This window comes from Pinibacter soli (genome assembly GCF_029961145.1).
Classification (GTDB): Bacteria; Bacteroidota; Bacteroidia; order Chitinophagales; family Chitinophagaceae; genus Pinibacter; species Pinibacter soli.
Genome location: NZ_JASBRG010000007.1, coordinates 342773 through 368277, shown reverse-complemented (window position 1 = coordinate 368277; position 25505 = coordinate 342773). Strand labels below are relative to the sequence as shown.

The 25505-nt window shown below is 43.5% G+C and carries 13 protein-coding genes; 7 read left to right on the top strand and 6 right to left on the bottom strand.

Going from position 1 to position 25505, the window contains the following annotated elements; genetic code table 11:
• The first annotated feature begins 11 nt into the window (after positions 1-11).
• Entirely contained in the window at positions 12-1892 is a 1881-nt protein-coding gene (locus QJ048_RS12485) for a glycoside hydrolase family 35 protein (RefSeq protein ID WP_282334693.1), read from the top strand.
• Between the two features lie 438 nt (positions 1893-2330).
• Here QJ048_RS12485 and QJ048_RS12480 read toward each other — a convergent pair whose 3' ends face one another.
• Together QJ048_RS12480 and QJ048_RS12475 are read right to left on the bottom strand one after the other, a co-directional pair.
• Complete coding sequence (locus tag QJ048_RS12480) at positions 2331-2894, bottom strand: hypothetical protein (RefSeq protein ID WP_282334692.1); 564 nt, start codon at positions 2892-2894, stop codon at positions 2331-2333.
• Between the two features lie 255 nt (positions 2895-3149).
• On the bottom strand, positions 3150-3644 hold the full coding sequence (locus QJ048_RS12475) for an Lrp/AsnC family transcriptional regulator (protein ID WP_282334691.1): 495 nt from the start codon (positions 3642-3644) through the stop codon (positions 3150-3152).
• 157 nt (positions 3645-3801) lie between these two features.
• Between QJ048_RS12475 and QJ048_RS12470 the strand changes: the two genes are divergently transcribed.
• Positions 3802-4800 carry an NAD-dependent epimerase/dehydratase family protein gene (locus QJ048_RS12470; RefSeq protein WP_282334690.1) on the top strand — a complete coding sequence of 333 codons (999 nt, stop codon included), beginning with the start codon at positions 3802-3804 and terminating at the stop codon, positions 4798-4800.
• 29 nt (positions 4801-4829) lie between these two features.
• Positions 4830-7271, top strand: coding sequence for a phosphoenolpyruvate synthase (gene ppsA, locus QJ048_RS12465; RefSeq protein WP_282334689.1), 2442 nt, complete (start codon positions 4830-4832; stop codon positions 7269-7271).
• A 275-nt stretch (positions 7272-7546) separates the two neighbouring features.
• On the opposite strand, the gene katG is transcribed toward ppsA, so the two are convergent.
• Positions 7547-9814 carry a catalase/peroxidase HPI gene (gene katG, locus QJ048_RS12460; protein ID WP_282334688.1) on the bottom strand — a complete coding sequence of 756 codons (2268 nt, stop codon included), beginning with the start codon at positions 9812-9814 and terminating at the stop codon, positions 7547-7549.
• A gap of 443 nt (positions 9815-10257) precedes the next feature.
• Here katG and QJ048_RS12455 point away from each other — a divergent pair, with 443 nt between their 5' ends.
• Positions 10258-11454: an OprO/OprP family phosphate-selective porin gene (locus QJ048_RS12455; RefSeq protein ID WP_282334687.1), complete on the top strand. Its 1197-nt coding sequence runs from the start codon at positions 10258-10260 to the stop codon at positions 11452-11454.
• A gap of 91 nt (positions 11455-11545) precedes the next feature.
• On the opposite strand, the gene QJ048_RS12450 is transcribed toward QJ048_RS12455, so the two are convergent.
• Entirely contained in the window at positions 11546-13792 is a 2247-nt protein-coding gene (locus tag QJ048_RS12450; RefSeq protein WP_282334686.1) for a DUF5703 domain-containing protein, read from the bottom strand.
• Between the two features lie 229 nt (positions 13793-14021).
• Between QJ048_RS12450 and QJ048_RS12445 the strand changes: the two genes are divergently transcribed.
• Both QJ048_RS12445 and QJ048_RS12440 read left to right on the top strand, forming a co-directional pair.
• Positions 14022-16079: an alpha-glucuronidase gene (locus QJ048_RS12445; RefSeq protein ID WP_282334685.1), complete on the top strand. Its 2058-nt coding sequence runs from the start codon at positions 14022-14024 to the stop codon at positions 16077-16079.
• A 109-nt stretch (positions 16080-16188) separates the two neighbouring features.
• Positions 16189-17472: a family 8 glycosyl hydrolase gene (locus QJ048_RS12440; protein ID WP_282334684.1), complete on the top strand. Its 1284-nt coding sequence runs from the start codon at positions 16189-16191 to the stop codon at positions 17470-17472.
• Positions 17473-17699: 227 nt separating this feature from the next.
• Here QJ048_RS12440 and QJ048_RS12435 read toward each other — a convergent pair whose 3' ends face one another.
• The gene (locus tag QJ048_RS12435) at positions 17700-19622 is read right to left on the bottom strand and encodes a sialate O-acetylesterase (protein WP_282334683.1); all 1923 of its coding nucleotides are present in this window, start codon (positions 19620-19622) and stop codon (positions 17700-17702) included.
• 347 nt (positions 19623-19969) lie between these two features.
• Between QJ048_RS12435 and galB the strand changes: the two genes are divergently transcribed.
• Positions 19970-22678: a beta-galactosidase GalB gene (galB, locus tag QJ048_RS12430; RefSeq protein WP_282334682.1), complete on the top strand. Its 2709-nt coding sequence runs from the start codon at positions 19970-19972 to the stop codon at positions 22676-22678.
• A 309-nt stretch (positions 22679-22987) separates the two neighbouring features.
• Here galB and QJ048_RS12425 read toward each other — a convergent pair whose 3' ends face one another.
• Positions 22988-25321 (bottom strand): S9 family peptidase, encoded by a 2334-nt coding sequence (locus QJ048_RS12425; protein ID WP_282334681.1) that lies wholly within the window; start codon positions 25319-25321, stop codon positions 22988-22990.
• Positions 25322-25505: the final 184 nt, after the last annotated feature.

The window sequence follows — 25505 nt, the reverse complement described above, 5'->3', positions numbered from 1 at the left end:
AGACCACAAAAATGAAATTAGTTCGCTACGGAAAACGAACCCTGCAAGCATTGTTGCTGATGACATTGTTGTCATCCGGACGCGATGTAATGGCACAAAAATCAACACATACATTCGCGATCGGAGATTCCACATTTTTACTCGATGGAAAACCGTTTCAACTCATCTCGGGTGAAATACATTACCCGCGTGTGCCCCGTGAAGCATGGCGCCAAAGAATGAAAATGGCGAAAGCAATGGGCCTGAACACCATTGGTACTTACGTATTCTGGAATGTGCATGAACCACAAAAAGGTCAATACGATTTCAAAGGCAATAACGACATAGGCGAGTTTGTACAAATGGCGCAGGAAGAAGGATTGTGGGTGGTATTGCGCCCAAGCCCTTATGTGTGTGCGGAGTGGGAGTTTGGCGGCTATCCGTACTGGCTGCAAAACGAACAGGGATTAATCGTTCGCAGCAAGAACCCGCAATACCTGCAGGCATATAGAAACTACATCATGCAGGTTGGCAAACAATTACAACCACATTTGATAACGCATGGCGGTAATATTATTTTGGTGCAGGTGGAGAACGAATACGGTTCTTATGCAGCAGACAAAGAGTATTTGGACATCAATAAAAAAATGTTCCGGGATGCGGGTTTTGATTGCGACCTGTACACTTGCGATCCGGCAAAAGATGTTGCAAAGGGAAGTCTGCCCGGCTTAATGCCTGCTGTCAACGGTCTTGATGAACCTGCACAGATAAAGGCTTTGGTGAGAAAATACAACAATGGCAAGGGTCCGTTCTATGTGGCTGAATGGTATCCTGCATGGTTCGACTGGTGGGGACAAACGCATCACACTGTTGCAGCGGAGGATTATGCAGGCAAACTCGACACGATGCTTGCTGGCGGCATTTCCATCAACATGTATATGTTTCATGGTGGCACTTCCCGCGACTTTATGAACGGCGCCAACTGCTACGACTCATCTTTCTACGAGCCGCAAACGAGCAGCTATGACTACGATGCACCGCTTGATGAAGCCGGCAACGCGACAAGAAAATTCATGATGTTCAGGCAAGCAATTCAAAAGAATTTACCCGCAGGAAAAACATTGCCTGAAGTACCTGCTGCAAAACCAACGATCATCTTACCATCTATACATTTTGCGCAGTCAACAGATGTATTTTCCATTTTGCCTGCCGGAAAGCAATCACCAACACCGCTTACATTCGAAGCATTGAAACAACCTTATGGATTTGTGTTGTATCGCACCAAACAAAAAGGTGGTACAAAAGGTATGTTGTCTGTAAAAGAATTGCGTGACTACGGCATTGTATTCATAAACGGCAAAAGAGTAGGAGTGCTTGACAGAAGATTAAAGCGGGATAGTCTTGAAGTAACGTTACCGGCGGGTACTGCAACAATCGACATCCTTGTTGAAAACATGGGCCGCATCAACTTCGGGCCAAATCTATTAAAGAACAATAAAGGCATAACGTCGCATGTTTCGTTAAATGGAAAAGAATTGAAAGATTGGACAATGTATTCATTGCCGTTCCAAAACGTAAATAACATCTCATTTGCGCAAAAGCAAAATGCAACTGCATCACCTGTTGTAAAGAAAGCCACATTTGATCTTGCCACCACGGGCGACACTTACCTAGACATGCGCGACTGGGGCAAAGGCTCCGTTTGGATAAACGGCCACAACCTCGGCCGTTACTGGTCCATCGGCCCGCAACAAACATTGTATGTTCCGGTTGAGTGGTTGAAAAAAGGGAAGAATGAAATCGTAGTACTGGAACTTTTAAAACCTGATCAGGAAAATTTACAAAGCTTAGATAAACCGATTTTAAGTGAGTTGAAACCTGTGGGGTCTGATTTGTCGAGTGTGAAAAAATAGTCGCATGTTGCAAAGACCTGACAGGTTTTAAAAAACCTGTCAGGTCTTTGCAGTCCCCAAACATTTAGACTACCGCTGTTGACGTGTAGGGCAGTTCTGTGAGTTGGCTCACTTTGTAGAAAAAAAATGAAAAAAACAAGATTGGTTTTAATCTTCACCTGACGACGGCATTACAACATAATCAATAAGCTTGTAGCCATCAAATACATTTGCCAGCTTACGATCAAGCGCTTTGATGAACGACCCATCACCAATGTTAGATGCCGGTTCATACCAGTCAAAATATTAACACGGCATTTTCCAATTGTAGTGCGCTTGTCGACGGATGCTTATTTTTTGGGAAGCAAGTTCTATTTCTGATGAATAAGTATAAACGTCTGTGGGTGATATTTTTGGTCTCTGTTGAATATATTATCCTTAACAATTGCCGTTTCCCCCTCAAAAAAACTTCACCTTCGGCAGCACCTCCAACTTATTCCCCGCAATTCTTTTCAGATCATCATAGTTATCAATTCCTAGTTCCGATTTAGAATAATAGATTGCTTCATAAATATCCTTCTCCGGAATTATAAACAAAGAGTCTTTGTTTTCCGCCCAATACTTGTAATACTCCCATTTTATTTCAGATGTATGGGATTCAGTTTTGAATAGAAGTCTTTTTTCGTCGAAGTAAAATTTAATGGCGCTATTTACTTGAGAAAGTTTGCGAATAGTGCGTGTTTTCCAATGATCTCTTTTTTGTTTTTTAACAAGAAAAACAAAAAACATTATGACTAAAAAAAGAAGCAGCATAGAAAGCATTCCGATTGTTACTACTCTCGCATTGACGACAGTTTGAGTTTCTCTCAGAAATAACAATTCAACAAAAATCAGGAGGAGTGCTGCGATCATATAGATCAGGTTTCTGTAGCGGAAGTATTTCACATACATTTCCCTTCGTATCAAAAAGGAAAGCTGGTCGTTCAGCTCCGGAGTTACGCGGGGTAATTCGAGTGGTTTCATAGTGATATGGAATTGGAAATTGAACTTAAGAAATTTTGTTGAAACTTGAAAGCAAGTACATAGAAACACTTATGTAATTGAAAATGGAAAATGAACAAGATACAGGAACGCAGATTTTCATAATTGTGATGATTATCATGATCTCTAAATCGTTCAGGTAAGATCATAAAAAGTCATAAACAATTATGAAAATCTGCGTTCCATTTTAGCTTTGCCCCTACAACCCATTTTCAATTTTCAACTTTCAATTTTCAATTATTTCTTCGTTTTCGTCTTCGCTGGTTGCCTCAGCGGAAATGCCGTCTCTACTTTACCTTCCGATAAAACAAACACCGATTGAACTGTGCTAACATTCGGAAGGGTTGCGAGTTTGTTTATCAAAAATTCATTGTACTCCTGCATGTCGCGGATAGCGATTTTCAAAATAAAATCAAACTCCCCCGTCATGTGGTAACACTCCATCACTTCGGCAAAATTGCTTGACTCTTTTTTGAAGTTGTTCAGCATCGTTTGCGAGTGCTCCTTTAGGTGAACAAGCGTAAAGCCGATCAGGCCCCTGTCGACCTTTGTGCGATCAAGCAGTGCTACATAGCCCTTAATAATTCCTTCTTTTTCCATGCGGCGAATGCGTTCATAAACGGGAGTGGGAGTCTTGCCTATTTTATCGGCTATTTCCTTGGTGGTCAACCTCGCATCGTGTTGCAATAACTGCAAAATCCGGATATCATCATCCTGGAGTACGTATGACATAACAGATATTTTTTCTACAAATATGAGAAATGATGGAAAATAAAATTGGTTTTATCTAAAATAATTGACCTTTTTAGATTTATATGCTGCCAAATCATACTTAAAAAGTTAATTCATCCAAATGTCTAAAATTTGAGGTTCTAACGAGATTCAAATTATGAAACAGGAAAAGATCCTTGTAATTGGTGCTTTTGGTCAGCTTGGAACCGAGCTTGTGCCTGCACTCCGTGCCCTTTATGGTGAAGCTAACGTAATCGCTTCAGATGTTCGCGAACCATCGCCTTTGAATTCCATTCAGGGGCCATACGTATCCTTTGATGTACTGGATAAAAAAGCACTGGAAACAGTGGTAAGACGTCATCACATCACTCAAATATATTTGCTGGCAGCCATGCTCTCAGCAACGGGCGAACAGTTCCCCACAAAAGCCTGGGATCTGAACATGCAGAGCCTCATCAACGTACTTGAAGTGGCCAAGGATCAACATCTCAACAAAGTTTTCTGGCCAAGTTCAATCGCTGTTTTTGGAAAGAGTTCTCCTAAAAAAGATTGTCCGCAGGATGGTCCATTCGACCCAACAACTGTTTATGGAATCAGCAAAATTGCAGGCGAACACTGGTGCAATTACTACTTCCAGAAATATGGTGTAGACGTTCGCTCCATTCGTTATCCGGGCCTCATCAGCTACACTGCAATGCCAGGTGGAGGAACAACCGATTATGCTGTTGATATTTTCCACCAGGCACTCGCTAAAAATGAGTACACCTGTTTTCTCCATCATCAAACGGCATTGCCTATGATGTATATGCCGGATGCCGTTCGTGCAACACTAGAACTCATGGAAGCACCTGCCTATTTAATTAAGAACCGTCATTCATACAATATCGCAGGCGTCAGCTTTACCCCGGCTGAACTTGCAGAAGCTATCCGTACCTACCTGCCTGATTTCGTCATGAATTATCGTCCGGACAGCCGCCAATCCATTGCAGATTCGTGGCCGGATTCCATCGATGATACTGCCGCTTTCAGGGATTGGGGATGGGAGGCCCGTTATGGAATTTCAGCCATGACAAGGGAAATGCTTCAGCACCTTGCGGCGCGTTATCCCTCAACCGGTGAACGTTCAGAGCTCCTACACCCAGCCGTATTCGCGTAGCTTTTCTTTCACCTATAAATTGCTTGCTTATGATGGATCAACGCATCATCCTGCCGCTTGAACAGGTTGGCGTGCAGGATATCGCTATCGCCGGTGGCAAATGTGCCTCTCTCGGCGAAATGATTAAAAATCTTTCCGGTCTCGGCGTTGAAATTCCCGGAGGTTTTGTGATCACGACGGACGCCTATTACCAGTTCCTTGCACAAAGCGGATTGGGAGTTATGATCAAAGAGGAAATTGCACGAATTAATTTCGACAGCGTAGAATCATTGAGACGCAGCGGTTCACGCATCAGGCATGCGATCAGCAACGCGAAGTTTCCGCATGAACTGAGCCATCGCATTATTGCAGCGTATGAAGAATTGTCGCATCGTTATGACCAGTTAGGTACAGACGTGGCCGTTCGTTCTTCCGCCACTGCAGAGGATTTGCCGGATGCATCTTTTGCCGGTCAGCAGGAAAGTTTCCTTAACGTCCGTGGCCCTGCCGCATTGATCGACGCCGTGCGTAATTGTTTCGCATCGCTCTTTACTGACCGTGCGATCAGCTATCGTCATCAGTTCAATTTCGACATTTTAGAAGTGGGCCTTTCTGTGTGCGTACAAAAAATGGTGCGTTCAGATCTGGCTTCATCAGGTGTTGCATTTTCCATTGATACGGAGTCAGGCTTCAAAGATGTGGTATTGATCAACGGCGCGTTTGGTCTTGGCGAGCCAATTGTACAAGGTGCCATTTCACCGGACGAGTTCCTTGTTTTTAAACCAACACGTCGCGCAGGCAAAGCGTCTATCATAGATAAAAAACTGGGCGTGAAAGATCAACTCATGATCTATGGTGATGACACCGATTCACGCACACGCATGATCCCGACAGATAAAACGCAACAGCAAACCTTCTGCTTAAAAGATGAACAAGTACTTCAACTGGCAGACTGGGTAATGTTGATCGAAGACTACTATACAAAACTAAAGGGCCACTGGAGCCCGATGGATGTGGAGTGGGCAGTGGACGGCCTTTCAGGCAAATTATATATTGTACAGGCAAGACCAGAAACGATCCATTCACGCAAAGCCGCAGGAAAATTCACCAGGTACGAAGCAGATACTTCATCCGCAAAATTGCTTTGCAAAGGCATTGCAGTTGGAGACGGCATTGCTTCCGGACGAGTGAACATTATGTACTCGCTAGACAAAAGAGTAGAAGGACATGAATTCCAGGCGGGCGATGTGCTGGTGACCGATATGACAGATCCTGACTGGGAGCCGATCATGAAAAAAGCGGCGGCCATTATTACTAACAAAGGTGGTCGTACATGCCACGCGGCTATTGTGGCTCGTGAAATGGGCGTGCCGGCAATCGTGGGTTGTGGCAACGCAACTGATTTGCTGCAAGCACAACAACTCGTTACCGCAAGCTGTGCCGAAGGCGATGAAGGTTTTGTGTACGATGGCGAAGTGCCTGTTACTACAACAGTTTCAGATATCAACGATCTTCCGTCAATTGAAACACCTTTGATGCTGAACATCGGTTCTCCTTCAATGGCATTTAAATATGCGCACCTACCGCATCGCGGTGTGGGTCTGGCCCGCGAAGAATTTATCATCAATAATTTTATACAGGCGCATCCTTTGGCATTGCTCAATCATCAAACCTTGAATGATGTAAATCTGAGTAATTCCATTCGTAAGCTAACCCGTGGCTTTGCAAGTGAAAAAGAATATTTCATTCAGAAATTATCTTTCGGTATCGCGAAAATTGCTTCTGCATTTTATCCCGAAAAAGTGATCGTTCGTTTCTCCGATTTCAAGAGCAACGAATATTATAACCTACTCGGCGGACACTATTATGAACCATCCGAAGAAAATCCGATGATCGGTTGGAGAGGAGCGTCACGTTATTATTCGAAGGACTACAAACCTGCGTTCGGACTCGAATGCGAAGCCATTCGCTACGTTCGCGAAGTAATGGGATTGGATAATGTAATCGTGATGATTCCGTTCTGCCGCACCGTTGAGGAGTTAATGAAAGTGCAGGAAGTAATGAAAGAATATGGTCTTGAAAGAGGCAAACATGGTTTGCAACTTTACCTCATGGCAGAGATTCCAAGCAACATCATTCTCGCACGCGAGTTTGCAAAACACATCGATGGTTTCTCCATTGGTTCAAATGACCTAACGCAGCTTACACTCGGGCTTGATCGCGACTCTTCGCTGGTAGCGCATCTTTACAACGAACGCAATCCTGCGGTAAAAGAGTTGTTGCGCATGCTCATTCGCACGGCAAAGGAATGTGGCGTAAAAGTGGGCATTTGCGGACAAGGTCCTTCCGATTTCCCTGATTTTGCCCAGTTCCTCGTGGAAGAAGGCATCGACAGTATTTCCGTAACACCGGACTCTGTTTTTAAAACCATCCAGGCGATCCATAACATAGAAAAAGCACCAGACAAGCAAAAAGTCAGGTTGTTTGTTTGAGTTTCAGTTCGGCCCCATTTTGGGGCCATTTTTTTTGAGAGAAGGAACGCAGATTTTTATGATTATGATGATTTGAAGGATTTTTTGATTTGAGATTTGGAAATAATCGATGCTCTCCGAAGCTTCCAGCTTCGGAGTACTATTTTGTTGCCTCTGGCAACAACTTCATCGCCGGAGGCGATAGAGTAACCATCCGAAGCTGGAAGCTTCGGAGAGCACTAAATCATAAAAAATCATGACAATCATGAAAATCTGCGTTCCGTTTTTATCAATTCCTAAAACCTATCCGCATTCATCACTTTCGTCCACGCTGCTACAAAATCATTTACAAATTTTTCGTTTCCATCAACGCTTCCGTACACTTCTGCAATTGCTCTCAATTCAGCATGCGAGCCGAATACAAGATCTGCACGTGTTGCTGTCCATTTCACTTCACCCGTTACACGATCGCTGCCTTCAAACAATTCTTTATCTGCAGAAACCGCTTTCCATGCAGTGTTCATGTCCAGCAGATTTGCAAAGAAATCGTTAGTAAGCTGACCGGGACGCTTTGTAAAAACACCATCTTTTGAGCCATCAAAATTTGTATCAAGCACTCGCATACCACCTAACAAGGCTGTTAACTCCGGAGCTGTAAGCGTTAATAAATTTGCTTTATCAATCAGCAAAGCTTCAGTAGTTGCAGGAATTTTTGCCTTGCGATAATTGCGAAATCCATCCGCGATTGGTTCAAGGAAACCAACTGATTCAACATCTGTTTTGTCCTGCGATGCATCCATACGACCTGCAGTAAAAGGCACGGTAACATTTTGTCCCGCATCTTTAGCTGCCTTTTCAATAGCTGCATTGCCACCAATCACAATCACATCAGCAATAGAAACTTTCTTACCACCAGATTGAGCACTGTTAAAGTCTGACTGAATTTTTTCCAATACATCCAACACTTTTTGTAACTGTACAGGATTGTTCGCTTTCCAATATTTCTGCGGAGCCAAACGGACACGTGCGCCGTTTGCACCGCCACGTTTATCAGAACCCCGGAAAGTTGACGCAGAAGCCCACGCGGTAGAAACCAATTCCGATACGGTTAACCCAGATGCAAGAATTTTTCCTTTCAGATCAGCAATATCATTTTCATTTACCAATGCGTGATCGACTGCGGGAATCGGATCTTGCCACAACAATTCTTCCGCAGGAACATCGGCGCCCAGGTAACGTGCACGTGGTCCCATATCACGATGCGTCAGCTTGAACCATGCGCGGGCAAAAGCATCTGCGAATGCATCGGGGTTTTCCAAAAAGTGTCTTGATATTTTTTCATACACCGGATCAAATCTTAACGACAGATCAGTTGTAAGCATTCTTGGCAGATGCTTTTTTGAATTATCGTAAGCATCGGGAATAAACGCGTCTGCATTTTTTGCTACCCATTGGTGCGCACCTCCCGGACTCTTTGTAAGTTCCCACTCAAAGCCAAATAAGTTCTCGAAAAAGTTATTGCTCCATTGCGTTGGCGTCTTCGTCCATATTACTTCAAGACCGCTTGTAATAGTATCAGCACCTTTACCGGAACCATAACTATTGCTCCAGCCAAATCCCTGCATGTGGACATCAACTGCTTCAGGTTCTTTGCCCACGTTTGTTGCAGGAGCCGCGCCATGTGTTTTTCCAAAGCTGTGACCACCCGCTATCAGCGCTACTGTTTCTTCATCATTCATGGCCATGCGGCCAAATGTATCGCGTATATCTTTAGCCGCAGCAATAGGATCGGGGTTGCCATCAGGTCCCTCAGGATTTACATAGATTAAACCCATTTGCACTGCAGCGAGCGGATTCTCCAAATCGCGTGAATGAATATCGCCATCTGCGTTATCATCAGAAACCGTAACGCCATGCGCCTCTACTACACCCTGCGAGCCATGCGCATAGCGAATATCTCCGCCGAGCCATGTTGTTTCTGCCCCCCAATACACAGACTCATCCGCTTCCCATGCATCTTCGCGACCACCGGCAAATCCGAAAGTTTTAAAACCCATTGATTCCAATGCAATATTACCAGCGAGGATCATCAGATCAGCCCAGGAAATTTTGCGACCATATTTTTGTTTTATTGGCCAAAGTAGCCGGCGAGCTTTATCGAGACTCACATTGTCGGGCCAGCTGTTAAGTGGAGCAAAACGTTGCTGACCAGCACCAGCGCCTCCACGACCATCTTGTACACGATAGGTTCCGGCACTGTGCCATGCCATGCGTATGAACAAACCTCCATAGTGACCAAAATCTGCCGGCCACCAATCCTGGGAGTCGGTCATAAGCGCATGTAAATCTTTTTTCAATGCTTCAAGATCAAGCGTCTTAAATTCTTCGGCATAGTTGAAATCGTTAGCCATTGGATTTGATAACGACGAATGTTGGCGCAGTATATTTAATCTTAGTTGATTCGGCCACCAATCACGATTGCGTGTACCACCACCGCCAGTACTGTTTTTCAAACTGCCATTGTGAAATGGGCATTTACTGATGTCGTTTGTTTCTTTTTCCATTAGTAGAATTTTATGGTATTAAATGACTTTTGATTGAGTGTCACACATTGTACAGGTTGTAAAAGTATGGTTTTGAGCATATAGTCAAAATCGATTGATTCTATATTCAGATAGCCAAAAACTATATCAATTTGAAAATTTGAAGATTGACAATTTGACAATTACGGGTGCGTCCGGCTAATAACAGTTGAGGCAGGGAAAGTGTTCTGTTAATTTGAAAATTTGAAAACCAGGGGAACACAGATTGTGATGATAACTCATTATTTGTGTTGTAAATCCTAGTACGTTTTATCCGGCATTGTCTTGCATCACCCTTGTAAAAGATCATAACAAATCTTCACAGTCATAACAATCAGTGTTTCTTCTTCATTTCTCAAAAATTATCATTTTTTCAATTTTTCAAAATACGCAACAATTTGCTGGTGCCAGACGTATTGCAAGCAATGAATAAAATCCTGTATTTTTTTACATTTCTTTTACTCTGCAATTGCTCGGTCGCTCAAAAAATCCTGAACGATACAAGCAAAGCAGTATCAATAAAGTATGGCGAAAAGGGCTTCGAATTCAACACAAAAGATGACAAGTTTCAATTGCAGATACAAGGCCGTTTGCAGTTTCGCTTTGCAACTCCTGAAGATCAGGACCCGGTAACTTTTGACGACTTTAGTGGTGAAAAAAAACCGTCACTTAAAATCAACCGGGCCCGCCTGAAGGTAGGAGGTCACGCATTTCAGCCGTGGATAAAATATTACTGGGAGTATGAGTTGAGCCAGTCAAACCTGTTGAACTTTACAATTGCCATCGAAAAGTGGGAATGGCTAAAATTTCAAATAGGACAATTTAAAGTAGAGTACAGCCGCGAAAGAAGAATAAGCAGCGGAGAACAACAAATGGTGGACCGTTCCGTGATCAATCGCGCTTTTACACTTGACAGACAACAAGGCGCTGAAGTTTATGGACACTTGAAAGGTAAGGGCCTGACCGATTTTAATTACTGGTTCGGCGTTTTTACCGGTACTGGTCGCGGCAATACCGCAAATGATGACAGCCACCTGATGTACTTTGGGAGACTGCAGTGGAACTTCATGGGTCGCTCTCTCGATTTTGAAGGAAGTGATCTTGAGATTCATGAAAAGCCCGCAGGAGTGCTTGCCATTAATGGAGTTACCAATCAAAGCCCTTACACACGTTTTTCACAAGCAGGAGGCGGATCACTTGAAGGATATGAAAACGGACAGCCCGGACAGTACAGAGTGAACCAGGCAAATATTGAAACGGCTTTTATGTACAAAGGTTTTAGCTGGCAAAACGAGATACATTGGAAACAGATCATTGATAAATTTAACAACGACCACACCGACAACCTGCGGGGTTATTATGTGCAAGCCGGTTATTTTTTTCATGAAGTTTTTGACTGGTGGCCCAAGCCGCTTGAAGCCGCGTATCGCAATGCCGGCTACTTTCCTAATAGCGAAGAGGACCAGACAAAGAAAAGAGAAAATTCACTCGCGTTCAACTGGTTCTTTAACGGACACAAAAACAAGTTAACAGCAGAGACAAGTTATTTCAACTACGATAAAACGGGAAACATTCCTGCGGATGAGTGGAGGTTTAGGCTGCAGTGGGATATCTCTTTTTAATTTAAAAAGAGGGAACGCAGATTTTCATGATTGTCATGATTTGTCATGATATTTTCTGAATCATAATAATTATGAAAATCTGCGTTCCTCTTTATTTTGTTTTCAAGAGAATATCTTTCTTCCTCGCCGCGGGCAATACGTCAAGCGTTGAAATAGTTTCTTCTTTGCTTACTATTCGAACGGTTGTATTGTCAAACGCATGGAGTTTACAATCGACATTCCATGACTTTGGAAGAGCGGGTAATACAAGTATCTGCTGATTTACATTTTGCAACAACATGTTTTGTAAGCCCATAGCCAGAGCGCCGCCATTATCGAAATCAGGAACGTAGTCACTGCCTGGTTTCCAGAACGCAGGGAAGCGCACATCTTTTTCAAGCGAGTTTACATTCTTCAACAAATATTCTTTCGTTTCATCAGCAAGTCCCAAAAGTGGTGCCTGTATTACATCCTGTGTCCAGCAGTTGGATTGTTTGAAAATACGTTCGTTGAATGTGTTCAAAGCCACATCAAGATCAGGACGTCCAAGTCCATATAATTTAAAAGGAAAAATTACATAGCATTCAGGGTTCTCGAAGTTGTGTCCTTTGCCGTATTCTTCAGCAGGTAAAATTTTCTTTTTGTCATGCGTCATTGGTATCGGAGGTAGAGAAGCGAGACAGTTGTTCCATTCTTTTTTTAATGCTGGTGAAACAAAGTTTGCTGGCAAAGAATCGAGCTTTGTAATTGTATATTTCAATCCGGCGATATAATCAACCGGATTCAAACAATCCCAAAATTGTTCGGTTGCATTTGCGGGAATAAAGCGTAAGCTTTGATTAATGCGCGGCCAGTGCTGGTCAAAGAAACGGATTGCCTGCGTGGCAAATGGCACGATGTATTGTTGAGCAAATGCGGCATCCTTTGTGTAATCGTAATAGTCCAGCATTTCAGAGAGCATTTCCAATGCACCGGAGTAATGGTAACGTATCCATCTAGTGTCCGACGCTTTGCCGGGATTGTCCCATCCCCAGTCATCCTGGATATACATGCCGAAAAAATTATAGGTCTCGGGGAAAAAAGCACCGCCATGTCCGTAGTAAGCATTCGTGATATCGGTCTGCAGCGGCAACATTTTCATGTACATATCAAACCACGGTTTCTTCAAATCAAAATCTCCGGATGCGGTGAGCGGCCAATAGAACAGACGCGTGTTTTGGTACCAGTAACCCGGCCCCCAATTGCGGTAATCACCATTTTTTCCTTTATAGTCAAATGTAAAATTGCCACCGTTGAATTTCGCAGGATAAGCGCCACGACTCTGACAGGCAATCATAAAACGTTGCAGCAAATAAGCTCTCGTAACTTTCGTAGCATCTTCATCTCCGCTAAGAAATATCCAGCTTCTGTTCCAGAATGCATCCCACCACGCATAGTGATTGCTGTGCGCTGATGGAAGACTTTCTTTGTCGATATTCGAAATGAGTTGCTCAAGTTGCATGCTCCATTCATCGATTGTTTGCGTTTGCGCTGTATAAGGATAAACCGCAATCGTAAAATTTTTTCCTTGCTTAACAGACGCCAGCGTGCTGTCGTCTTGCGGCTGCATGTTGCTTCCTTTTATAACTCCACCGAATGTGCGATGCATGTAAGGATCGGCATATTTGCTGATAAGGGAAGAGACATTTTGCTTCGCCAGAATCGTTTCGAAAAAAGACGTTTCATTGCGATGGTACCATTGGATCCTGTCAGATTTTTTAACCAGCACATCAGCACTTTCTGAAGGTTTAACCGGACTACCCAGCAATCCTCTGAAGCTCGAAGCAATCGGATCATCCGGAGAAGTTAATGTAAAAGGCTGTGGACGCATCAGCTCTGTTGTACAGCTTATCGAAATATGTTTATCGGAAGATGTTTCTATGCGAACCACCGGCTGATTGGCATCAATCCATATTTTCAACTTCAACCTGTTTCCTTTTTTACCTGCAGAAATTTCGATTTCACCCTTGTATAGATTTAGTGTCTGTTCAAAATTTGTGTCCGTGGTAAATGGATTCGGCGACATTTTCACTCTTATCCTTCCCACTTTCAGCAAACGTGTTGCTTCACTCCATGTGTCAGATTTTCCGATATACAACATCAGGTCGCCGCCTTTTTCCACCCACACATTCGCAGTAATATCCCCGTTACCGAGAGGCATCGACTCCATTGAACCCATCGTACTAAGCGTGTTCCATGTCTCATTGTACCCATTCAGTTTTTTCAATACATCATCAGGAAGTTGTTTTCTAGGAGCAGTGTTTGCAAAAGAAAAGTTTACAATCGTAACGAGCATTAAAAGGACCTGCAGTTTTTTCATATCAGCATTTAAAAGTGAATGCCGCGAAAATAGCGTTTGCTTCTTAACAGGGCAGTTAATTAACGCTTAACCGGGGAATTAACTGAAAGTTGTTAGTTAATTGTTGTTAATTGTTAGGTGATAAATGTAAAAAACCAATCAAAGTGCTGGCCCGTCACTAGTAAAGAATATTTGAATTTCAAGTCAAACAACTAACAACTATCGACCAACAACTATTAAATTGCAACATATGAAATTTCTATTTTCCTGCATTCTTCTTCTTGCCACATTGACACTTCGTGCACAGGACGGACATTCACTTTGGCTGCAACATAAGACACCAAAATCAGTGACGATTATTTGCGCTAAAAAATCCCCCACATTATCTATAGCCATTCAGGAATTGAAAGAAGGCTGGCAAGGTAAAGCAGACGCAACAGTTACGTTGACGATTCCAAAAAATAAAACGATCGGGTTCGACGGATTTAAACTAACTGAGAACACCATCGAGGCTAATTCGGACAATGGCATTTTATATGGCGTGTATGAATTGCTGCGAAGACAACAAACACAGGAAGCGATTACCGGCGAAGTGAATAACCCTTCTTATGAAATGCGCATACTAAATCATTGGGACAATCCCGATGGCTCAGTGGAGCGCGGATATGCGGGCAATTCTATTTTCTGGCGAAATAATGATGCGCTGGTTGTAACGGAACAAGACAAAAAACTTTGGCAGGAATACGCCCGTGCAAATGCAAGCATTGGTATTAATGGCACTGTGCTGAACAATGTAAACGCATCACCATTGATACTAACTGCAGACTATCTTAATCGTGTAAAAGCCATCGCAGAAGTTTTGCGCCCTTACGGTATTAAAGTTTATCTCTCTGTAAAATTTTCGTCCCCTGCTTTGTTGGCCAAATTAAAAACATCCGATCCTTTAAACACAGAAGTGATTGAATGGTGGAAGGCCAAAGTAAAAGAAATATACAGCATCATTCCTGACTTCGGCGGATTACTGGTAAAAGCCAGCAGCGAAGGACAGCCGGGCCCGCAAGACTTTGGCCGTACGCATGCTGACGGCGCAAACATGCTGGCTGATGCGTTGAAACCATTTGGTGGCATTGTAATGTGGCGTGCATTTGTGTACAGCCCAAATGATAAAGACCGTGCAAAGCAGGCCTACAACGAGTTTATACCACTCGATGGAAAGTTTAGAGACAATGTGATCATACAAGTAAAAAATGGTCCGATCGATTTTCAACCAAGGGAGCCATTCAGTGCATTGTTTGGTGCCATGAAGAACACTTCTGTGATGCCTGAGTTCCAGATAACGCAGGAATATCTTGGACATGCTATTCATCTCGTATTCTTATCACCGATGTGGGAAGAATGTTTGCAAAGCGACACTTACCAGGAAGGCGAGGGCAGTACTGTCGCACGTTGTACAGACGGTAGTATTTTCAAACAAAAACATACAGCAATTGCAGGCGTTGCCAATATTGGTCTGGACTCAAACTGGTGCGGAAATGATTTTGCGCAGGCAAACTGGTACGCATTCGGACGCCTCGCATGGAACGTAAATTTGAAAAGCCAACAGATCGCAGACGAGTGGCTGAAGCTAACATTTTACAATGCAGCTTCTAATGAAACATCTGCAACAAATTATGCAACAGAATGGGCCAACAATTTCCTTTTGCCTGTCCGGCAAATGATGCTCGACAGCAGAGAGGCTGCCGTGAATTATATGACCCCGCTTGGTTTGCATCACATCATGGCGGCCAACGAACATTACGGCCCGCAGCCGTGGTGGGCGCCCAAAGATTGGAGACCGGACTGGACACCACCGTATTATCACCAGGCTTCAAAAGATGGCATAGGGTTTAATCGCACAACAACAGGCAGCGATGCAGTTGGCCAATACCACGAACCACTTGCTTCACAGTTGAATAATCCCAAAAACTGTCCTGAAAAATTCTTACTATGGTTCCATCATTTACCATGGAACTATTCCATGAAAAATGGTCGTACACTGTGGGATGAATTGTGTTATCGATACGACAGTGGAGTGCAACAGGTTCGTTCATTTCAAAAGACATGGGACAAGGCGCAACCTTATGTTGACAGCGTTCGCTTCATAGCGGTGCAACAAAATCTGCGTATGCAATGTCGCAATGCAATCTTGTGGAAAGATGCATGTTTACTATATTTTCAGCAGTTTAGCCAAATGCCGATCCCCTTTCACATTGAGCGTCCCGTTCACAATCTTGATGATATTATAAAGAACGACAGGCGCAACTATTGATGAACGAAAAGAAGAAAAACAGAGCCTGTTTTTGATTTAAAAATTCTGCGTATTAATTTAACCTGTATAAAATTATCAACCTAAACGTTCTTCAATAAACGAAGCCATTATGATAAAGTATGCAGTTCTTTTGTATGCGCTGACTGTCTTTTGTGTTACAGGCAAATTATTTGCCCAAAAACAAAAAACCAAAAAATCACACCAATCAACCACCGGAGCATTTTATACCGGCACTTATCCCAATCTTTTTAAGCAGGCAGGCTACAGTCAAACGGACATTGATAACAAACTTGCAAAAGCATATCACGACGTTTTCGAAGGACCAAACAAAGTCTATTTTGAAGTAGGCGATTCCATGCCATATGTATCCGACGTAAAGAACCATGATGCCCGCACAGAAGGACTTTCCTACGGAATGATGGTCGCAGTGCAGCTAAATAAAAAAGAAGTTTTTGATCGCATATGGCGGTGGACAAAAAAATACTTGCAACACCAGGATGGTCCGAGAAAGGGGTATTTTGCATGGAGCATTGAACCAAAATCGCTGAAAAAAAATTCTGATGGAACTGCTTCCGATGGAGAGCTATATTTTGTTACCGATCTTCTATTTGCTTCCAATCGTTGGGGTAATAACACCGGTATCGACTACTATCATGAAGCAAGAATTATTCTCGATGCGATGTGGAGCAAAGAGGGAACAGGTGGTATATACAATATCCTCAATACCGCTCACAAACAAATCACTTTTACACCTGAAGAAAAGAATTATGGCTGGACAGATCCATCTTATCACTTGCCTGCATTCTTTGAAATATGGGCCATGTATGCAAAGGATGGTCACGAACAATTTTATAGAGACTGCGCTGATACGTCAAGAGTATTCCTGCACAAAGCTTGCAAAGCCGCTACCGCATTGAATTACGACTATACTGGATTTAGCGGCGAAGCCCATGCCACACCCTGGATGCCACCAGCATTTCGTTTTGATTCATGGCGGGTGCCAATGAACATCACGATGGATTATGTTTGGTTTGGAAAAGATAAAGAATGGCAGCAAGACTACGCCAAACGCTTTCAAAACTTCTTACGGTCAAAAGGCATTGAGAAGTTTGATGATCAATTCAACATTGATGGATCAGCGCCTGAGTTTATTCTTCCAGCGGGTGGTATAAAAAAATTACGTCACTCGCTTGGCCTTGTTGCTACATCTGCAGCCGCTTCCTATATGGGGCAAGATAAAGACTTCGATTTTGTTCATGCATTATGGAACGCAAAACTGGAGCCATATGAAGATGGCTATTTCGATCCTTATTATGATGGCTTGTTGTACTTGTTTAGCATCATGCAATTGAGTGGAAATTATAGGGTCATTAAGCCAGGAGGAAATAACTGAATTATTGAGTGAAGATCGCCCCGTCATTGCGAGGCCTGTGGAGTTTGCATATCAAATATAATAAACAAAGGCCCACGCTTATGAACGGCCGAAGCAATATCCGTTGCGCAGTTGAGATTGCTTCGCCGACCCCCAAATTAACAAAGTTTCATTTTGTATTGCAGTCATCTTTCTCCGCCCGGCTCGCAATAATGAGGCAGCACTCACTCAGCAATGCAGTTATTCAGTTATTCGACCCCTCCCTCAAACGGCGATGCGGGCAACCCTTCCTTGTTATATAAGTTCGGATTCACCGGATTGTCTGCCCATGCATAGCGAACATATTTGGGATCTTTAACATCATCACTCCAAACAATTATTTTATCACCTTCTATTTTTGCATTTGCCCAAACAAATTTCTTATCTGCTCCTGCTATCGCAAATTCCTGCAAAGCCTCGCCATCATTGGTTGTGAGGCCGCTTCCAATATTGGTAAAAGAAATAATCATCTTGTTGCTTTCAACATGTGCCGACTGATACAGCGGTCCGGAATAAACGATATTTTCATTGTATGCAATCTTCTCCGCGGCGAGTGCAAGTCTATCGCCAACTTCTTTTTTGTGATCAGGATGAATATCGTTCCATTCACCAAGATCAACAGTCACGGCCATTGCAGTGTTTGGAACAACCAGCGATTTGCGCTGCATATTACGAAATGCCGCCCATTGACTTTCCGAAGGAAGATAACTCATATCCATAAATCCCGGTAACTGCACATACAAAAATGGTGCGTTGAGACTGTTCCATTTTGTCCGCCAATCATTGATCATTGAAGGCAACAACTTTGCATACTGCGCTGCATTCCCCGTATTTGCTTCTCCCTGGTACCACACAAATCCTTTGATGGAATAACCAATGGCAGGAGCTATCATCGCATTGAAGAGTGCAGCAGGTTGATAGTGCAATGCAATGCCGCCACCAAGACCTTTGGTTGGCAAAAACACTTGCCCCACTTTGTATTGCCAATAACCCTTAAGATCAATCGTATCACTGCCTGCAATCAACTGGTAAGGCTTGTCAGGCACAAAACCTCCTTTGTCAGAATTGTTTGTCACCTTTATGACAAACAAATTTTTGCCGGGTTTCAAAACGTCTGCAGGTACAGCATAGCGGCGCTGCGGATACATGTAAGACGTACTGCCAACTTGTTTGCCGTTGATGTATAAAACATCTGCATCCACAATTCTGCCAAGAAAAACTTTCGCAGGTTTGCCGGCCATCGAAGCAGGCACGTCAATTTCTTTTCTGTACCAAACGACACCATCAAGATTTTTCACACCCTGGTCTTCCCAATAGCCCGGAATGTTAATCGTGCGCCAGCCCTTTGGTTCATATGCAGGATCGTACCATTTCGCCTGCCCGGTAACTCCTTTATCTTCAGAAAGCGTCGCCACTTTTGTTTGTACCTTTCTGTTTGCTTCATTCACATAAGCCGTGTCCTTATTTTTTTCCAATGTTGAAAGGGTAGAAGGAAATTCCCTGAAGCCATCTTCGCTGATCCACGCTTCAATAGGAGTACCACCCCAGCTAGCATTGATCAAACCTATGGGCACATGATATTTGTCGTATAACTTTTTAGCAAAGAAGTATGCAACAGCTGAAAATTGCAACACATCACTAGGGTTGGCAGACTTCCAATGTGCTTCCGGAAAATCTTTTTGCTGAGCCTGTAAGTTAGTTACAGAAGGCACCAAAAATTGTCTTATTTCCGGATAGTTTGCCGAGGCAATTTCATTCGCGTACAGTACGCTGTGCAGGCTCATCTGATGTACCATATTCGATTGTCCGGAACAGAGCCACACATCGCCAATCAGAATATTGTTGAGCAAAAGATGATTGGTGGCATCAATGTTCATCGTGTAGGGGCCGCCTGCTTTCATTGGTGGCAGAAGTAAAGACCAATTGCCGGCCGCATCTGCTTTGGCGTTAAACTTTTTCTTGTTAAAAGAAATGCTGATTTTTTCATTTGGCGATGCCCAACCCCATATTTTAATTTTAGCGTCCCGTTGCAGCACCATGCTGTCTTTAATCAATTGAGGCAGTCGAACCTGCGCCTGTGTGTACAGGCAGCACAATAAAACAAAAGCAATCGTATTGGTAAGTCTTTTCATTCTAATGAATTGGCTTTGAGTGAAATTACCCATTGTTAGGTTCAAAAATATAAAAAATCATAATCATTGCAATCGGTTGCATATATTTGTTGAAAATAGTTTTTAGGTGTCGCAAGTACACTTAATTTTAAATACCACGACGTTACTACAGCTGGGAGGCAAATAAATTAACAGCGACGTTTTTGTCACCCCGAGGAACGCGGGATCTGCGACGAACACTGCCAAACGCTTTGCGCAATACTCAGATCCCTCGTTCCTCGGGATGACAAACGACCTTGTTGATTGGTTTCAGACATCTGAATAACTCTTCCTTTCTGAATTTGTAATGTCGGCACAATACACGGCCTATGTACATTAATCAACGATTCTTGCGTCTTGCAGCTTGCCTGTTACTGGCAGCACTTTCAGCTGCTTCCAACGCCCAAATCCGCCAGCGCATCAGCCTCAACGATGGTTGGAAGTTCATGCGTTATGACACAGAGCCTGACAAATTAATATACGACGAGCGTCCTGTTGTAACAGATAAAAATGATAACAAAGTTGCCGATACAAGAGCCGCAGAATCAGGTGTGGCAATCACTTCAAAGGATGCATTAAAAGCCTGGATATTGCCTACGGCAAATGATTTCATCAAAGATGCGTCTAAACATCATCAACGTCCGCAGAACGATCCCGGCAAAGATTTTCCTTTTGTGCAAAATAACTTCAACGATGCACAATGGCAAAGCGTAACGCTTCCACATGATTGGGCCATAGACAAACCGTTTTATAAAGAAGAAAATGCGATAGTTGGCGGTGGCATGGGACGCCTGCCTATACAGGGTGTTGCGTGGTATCGCAGAAAACTAAACATCTCTTCGGCAGATCTCAACAAATCCATTTACCTCGATATTGACGGAGCGATGTCTTACGCAATGGTGTGGTTAAATGGAAAGCTCGTCGGTGGCTGGCCCTATGGTTATAATTCATTTCGACTTGATCTTACACCTTACATAAAACAAGGAGAAAATCAACTGGCGATCCGTTTGGACAACCCCGCGAATTCATCACGCTGGTATCCCGGAGCCGGCTTGTATCGCAACGTGTGGCTCACCAAAGTTGATCCGGTGCATGTGGCACAGTGGGGCACGTTTGTCAGTACGAAAAATATTTCAACAAGCGCCGCAACTGTTGATCTTTCTGTTTGCGTAACAAATACTTCGACAACCGATCAGCGCTTGAAAGTATCAACAGACATCTATTCGCTGAACAACTCGTTTGTAAAAACAGGAAATGCAACCGCTTCCTTTCAATCAACAGACATAACTGTAAAAGCAGGGGAGAAGCAAACGATAGAAAAATCTATTTTACTAAATAATCCAAAACTCTGGCAGCCGCTACCGGCAAAGGATCGCAATATGTATGTCGCGGTTACGCGTGTGTATAGAAATGGAAAAATTATTGACGAGTACGAAACACGTTTCGGCATTCGCACATTGCAATTTGATCCTGTAAAAGGTTTATCCGTAAACGGAAAACCGGTTCGCATCCAGGGCGTAAACCAGCACCACGATCTTGGCGCATTGGGCGCAGCATTCAATGTACGTGCGGCAGAACGACAGTTGGAAATGTTGCGTGACATGGGTTGCAACGCGATTCGCCTTGCACACAATCCTCCGGCTCCTGAATTACTCGATCTGGCGGATCGCATGGGGTTTCTCGTGATTGATGAAGTGTTTGATTGCTGGGAAAGAGGAAAAACACCGCTCGACTTTCATTTAATATTCAGCGATTGGCACGAGGCAGATATCCGTTCGTTCATCAGACGAGATCGCAATCATCCTTCTGTTATGGCGTGGAGCTTTGGCAATGAGGTGGGCGAACAATACACCAGCGATGAAGGTGCGGCCCTGGCCAAACAACTACACGATATTGTAAGAGATGAAGACAGCACACGCCCGGCAACTGCATCGATGAACTATGCAAAGCCCGACATGCCGTTTCCAAAACAAGTTGACATCATTAGTTTGAACTACCAGGGAGAAGGCATTCGTGATGCACCGGCCTACAGTCATTTGAAAGGCATACGCACATCACCTTTGTATCCGGCATTTCAAAAACAGTTCTCCAATAAAATGATCGTTAGCAGTGAAACGGCCTCTGCGCTTAGCACACGCGGCACTTATATATTTCCTGTGACCGATGGCATCAGCGCACCGGTGAGCGATTCAACTGGTGGCGATCCGGTAAATAAAGCAGTGAGTGCTTATGATTTGTACTCTGCGGCATTTGGCGCTTCACCCGACAAAGTATTTTTCGCACAGGATCACAACCCTTATGTGGCTGGTGAGTTTGTTTGGTCGGGCTGGGATTATATCGGCGAACCTACGCCTTATTATTCTGCACGCAGTTCGTACTCAGGCATCATTGATTTGGCAGGTTTTAAGAAGGATAGATTTTACCTGTACCAATCACGCTGGTGCCCGGAGCTGGCAATGGCGCATATCCTGCCGCATTGGACATGGCCCAATCGCATAGGTAAGATAACGCCTGTGCATGTGTACTCATCAGGAGATGAAGCTGAATTGTTTTTGAATGGCAAATCATTGGGTAGAAAAAAGAGAGGGCAATATGAATATCGTTTCCGCTGGGATGAAGTGGTGTATGAACCGGGGACATTAAAAGTAATCACTTACAGGAATGGAAAAAAATGGGCAACCGATGAAGTGAAAACTGCCGGTGCGGCATATAAACTTTTATTGACTGCAGACAGAAAAAATACAAATGCAAATGGAAAAGATCTTTCATTCATTACCGTTTGCGTTGTTGACAAAAACGGAGTAGTAGTTCCTGAAGCCGGCAACAGCATTAAGTTTGAAGTATCCGGTGCCGGTGAAATTGTAGCAACAGATAACGGCGACCCGGCAAATCTAGTTTCGTTTGCATCAAAAGAAAGAGCTGCATATAGTGGTTATGCGTTGGCAATTGTAAAAGCAAATGCGAAGGCAGGAACGATAAAAGTGAAAGCAAGTGCAGAAGGTTTGCAGAGTGCGGAAATTGTTGTTACAACCAAATGAGATGGCACGCATATGACGCAGATTAGACTGAGTTACGCTGATGTTGTGCTGAATCTTTGATTATAAAAAAGTGGTTGATTGACGGAAGTTTGCAACATGCATCGGCGACTAAGACCTGACAGGTTTTCAAAACCTGTCAGGTCTGGTGCAATAGCGAACGAGTTGCGGTAAAAGATTTACGCAGATGTTGCGTTGAATCTTTTCATTAAAAAACATCGTTGATTGATGGAAGTTTGCCACATCATCGGCGACTAAGACCTGACAGGTTTTGAAAACCTGTCAGGTCTTAGTCGCAACACCTAATAAACGCTACATCACACGTCTGTCGCCAGTTACCTGCAACTTATATTCCTTTGGATGCTCGGCACCCAGGAGATTTGTTACAAAATAATCCCAGCGGCGACGCATCATGTAATATGAATTTTCACCATAGCCGTGGTGGGCCTGCGGAAATACGATCAGATCAAAATCTTTTCCTGCTTTTTCCAAAGCATCTATCACCAGCATCGTGTTATACGGAGGCACGTTGTCATCCATCATGCCATGTGCCAGCAACAATTTTCCCTTTAATTTTCTTGCATAAAGTTGATTGGCCTGCGCAGCATAATTGTCGCTGCCATCTGCATTTTTCTTAAGCAAACCAATATAGCGTTCACCCCAGTCATCTTCGTAATTCCGATTTTCATGATTTCCACTTTCGCTGATGCCTACTTTAAAGAAGTCAGGATAGTTGAACATTGCTGCCGCCGTTGCAAAACCGCCACCAGAATGTCCCCAGATACCAATTCGTGTAGTATCCAAATATGAATAACGCTGAGCCAACTGACGAATACCGCTAACCTGGTCGGGTAATGTGTTGATGCTTAGATCAGGGAAGTACATGTCTTGGAAACTCTTGCTGCGCAAGGGATTGCCGGTTCCTTCAATTAAAACAACACAAAATCCTAATTCTGCCAGCGCCTGGTTATCGCCGCGGGCCGATGAAAATTCCCACGTTCCGTTCATGCTGCCTCCCTGCGGACCAGGGTATACATAATCAATAACAGGATATTTTTTGGAAGGGTCCAAATGCGTTGGAGTAAACATCAAACCATATAGATCAGTTACTCCATCATGTGCCTTCACAGTGATTGGTGTTGGCGCTTTCCAGCCAATCGCATCTTTCAAACGTGACACATCGGTGCGTTCCACCTCCATCATTTGCTTACCATTTTGATCAAGCAAAACGGTAACAGGAGGGACGTCAAGTTTGGAATAAGTATCCACCATATATTTTCCGGACTTGGCAAAGAATACGGTGTGGTAACCTTCGGCCGGACTAAGTACGGTCATACCTTTTCCATCAAAACCAATTTTATACAATTGTCTGTAGTAGGGGTTTTCTTTTTCCAAACCGCGTGCGTAGAAATAAATAACGCGGCTTTTTTCATCCACTTTCAGCAAATCGCTCACCATGAAATTGCCTTTGGTAATCTGGTTTTTCACTTTCCCGGTAGCCGCATCGTATAAATATAAATGGCCCCAGCTATCTCTTTCAGAGAACCAAATGAGTTCATTTGTTTTTGGCAAAAATTTCCAGTTGATAGTTCCCCAGCCGGATTGATACTGCGTAGTCACATTTTCTTCAAACACTTCACGCACCTCGCCTGTATTTGCATTGGCAATACGGACCTTTTCATTTTTGTGGTCACGCGAAGTAGAAACAAACGCAAGCCAGTTGCCGTCTGTGCTCCAATCTACATCATCAAAAGTTCCGCTGCTGGCAACGTCATCACTTAGCGTGGCGCGGTGTGGATCCGGTGCAACATTTAACGTAATAACTTTTGGATTTTCTACTTCAATAACCACTCTTGTGATCATAGGAATATGTTCATCGCCTGGCAACGGATATTTCCATTGTTCCAATTTAGGATGTCCAACATTGGTAGAAACGAGATACATTTCGCCAACTTGCCTTTGATCCTGTTTAAAGGTGGCGATCTTTTTGGAGTCAGGCGACCAGCGAAGAATGGCATTGTTGCTATGTTTCCAGCCCGCATTATCGGTTGAGTATCCAAAGTCTTTGATACCATCTTTAGTAAGTTGCGTTTCTTTCCCTGTTTTGGTGTCACGCATCCAAAGGTTCCAGTCTTTAATGTACGCGGCTTTGCTTCCATCAGGTGAAACTACCTCGGGAACATTATTTGCACTGGCACTGTTCTGATCCGCTGACTTTTCTGCAGCGATGCTATAATCCTGCAAATTTACTTTCCATTGTTGCCTGAATGCATAGAAAGAAATAAAACGGTTGTCATCAGAATAGGTGAAATAGTTGAACGGCAAAGCATCTGGCAAAACACCAATAGGTGCAACGGATGATAATGCCGCCGCCAATCGCGCCGCATCAAAGGCCGGTGCTTTTGTTTTTTTAACCGGATCAACCAATATAAATTCACTTCCCTTTGGAGTAAGCGTGCGATACCAGAAGCGATCGCCGGATATCCAGTTGGGAGATGAAAAAGTACGGTCAAGATACTTGTGGGTGCTATAACCTAAAAAACTTTCCGCACGCTGATAGTCTTGCAACGTAACAGCGTTTTGAGCAGAGCTTGTTAGAAAAGAGCCGCATACAAACGATGCAGCAATGAAATGCTTTATAGTCATATTTAATCGTATAGAAGGCCGCAAAATAAGGAAAGTTTGAATCCTGAATTCGTTTTTTGGATGAACATGCGTTATTGCCTGATGCTTGACGAAATGCCTAACGCAGAACGTGTTTCCACGGGCCGTAAGCGTTGGTTTTCAGCGTTAAGCAAAAAAAATGATTTCCGTGGGGTAAAATGTCACC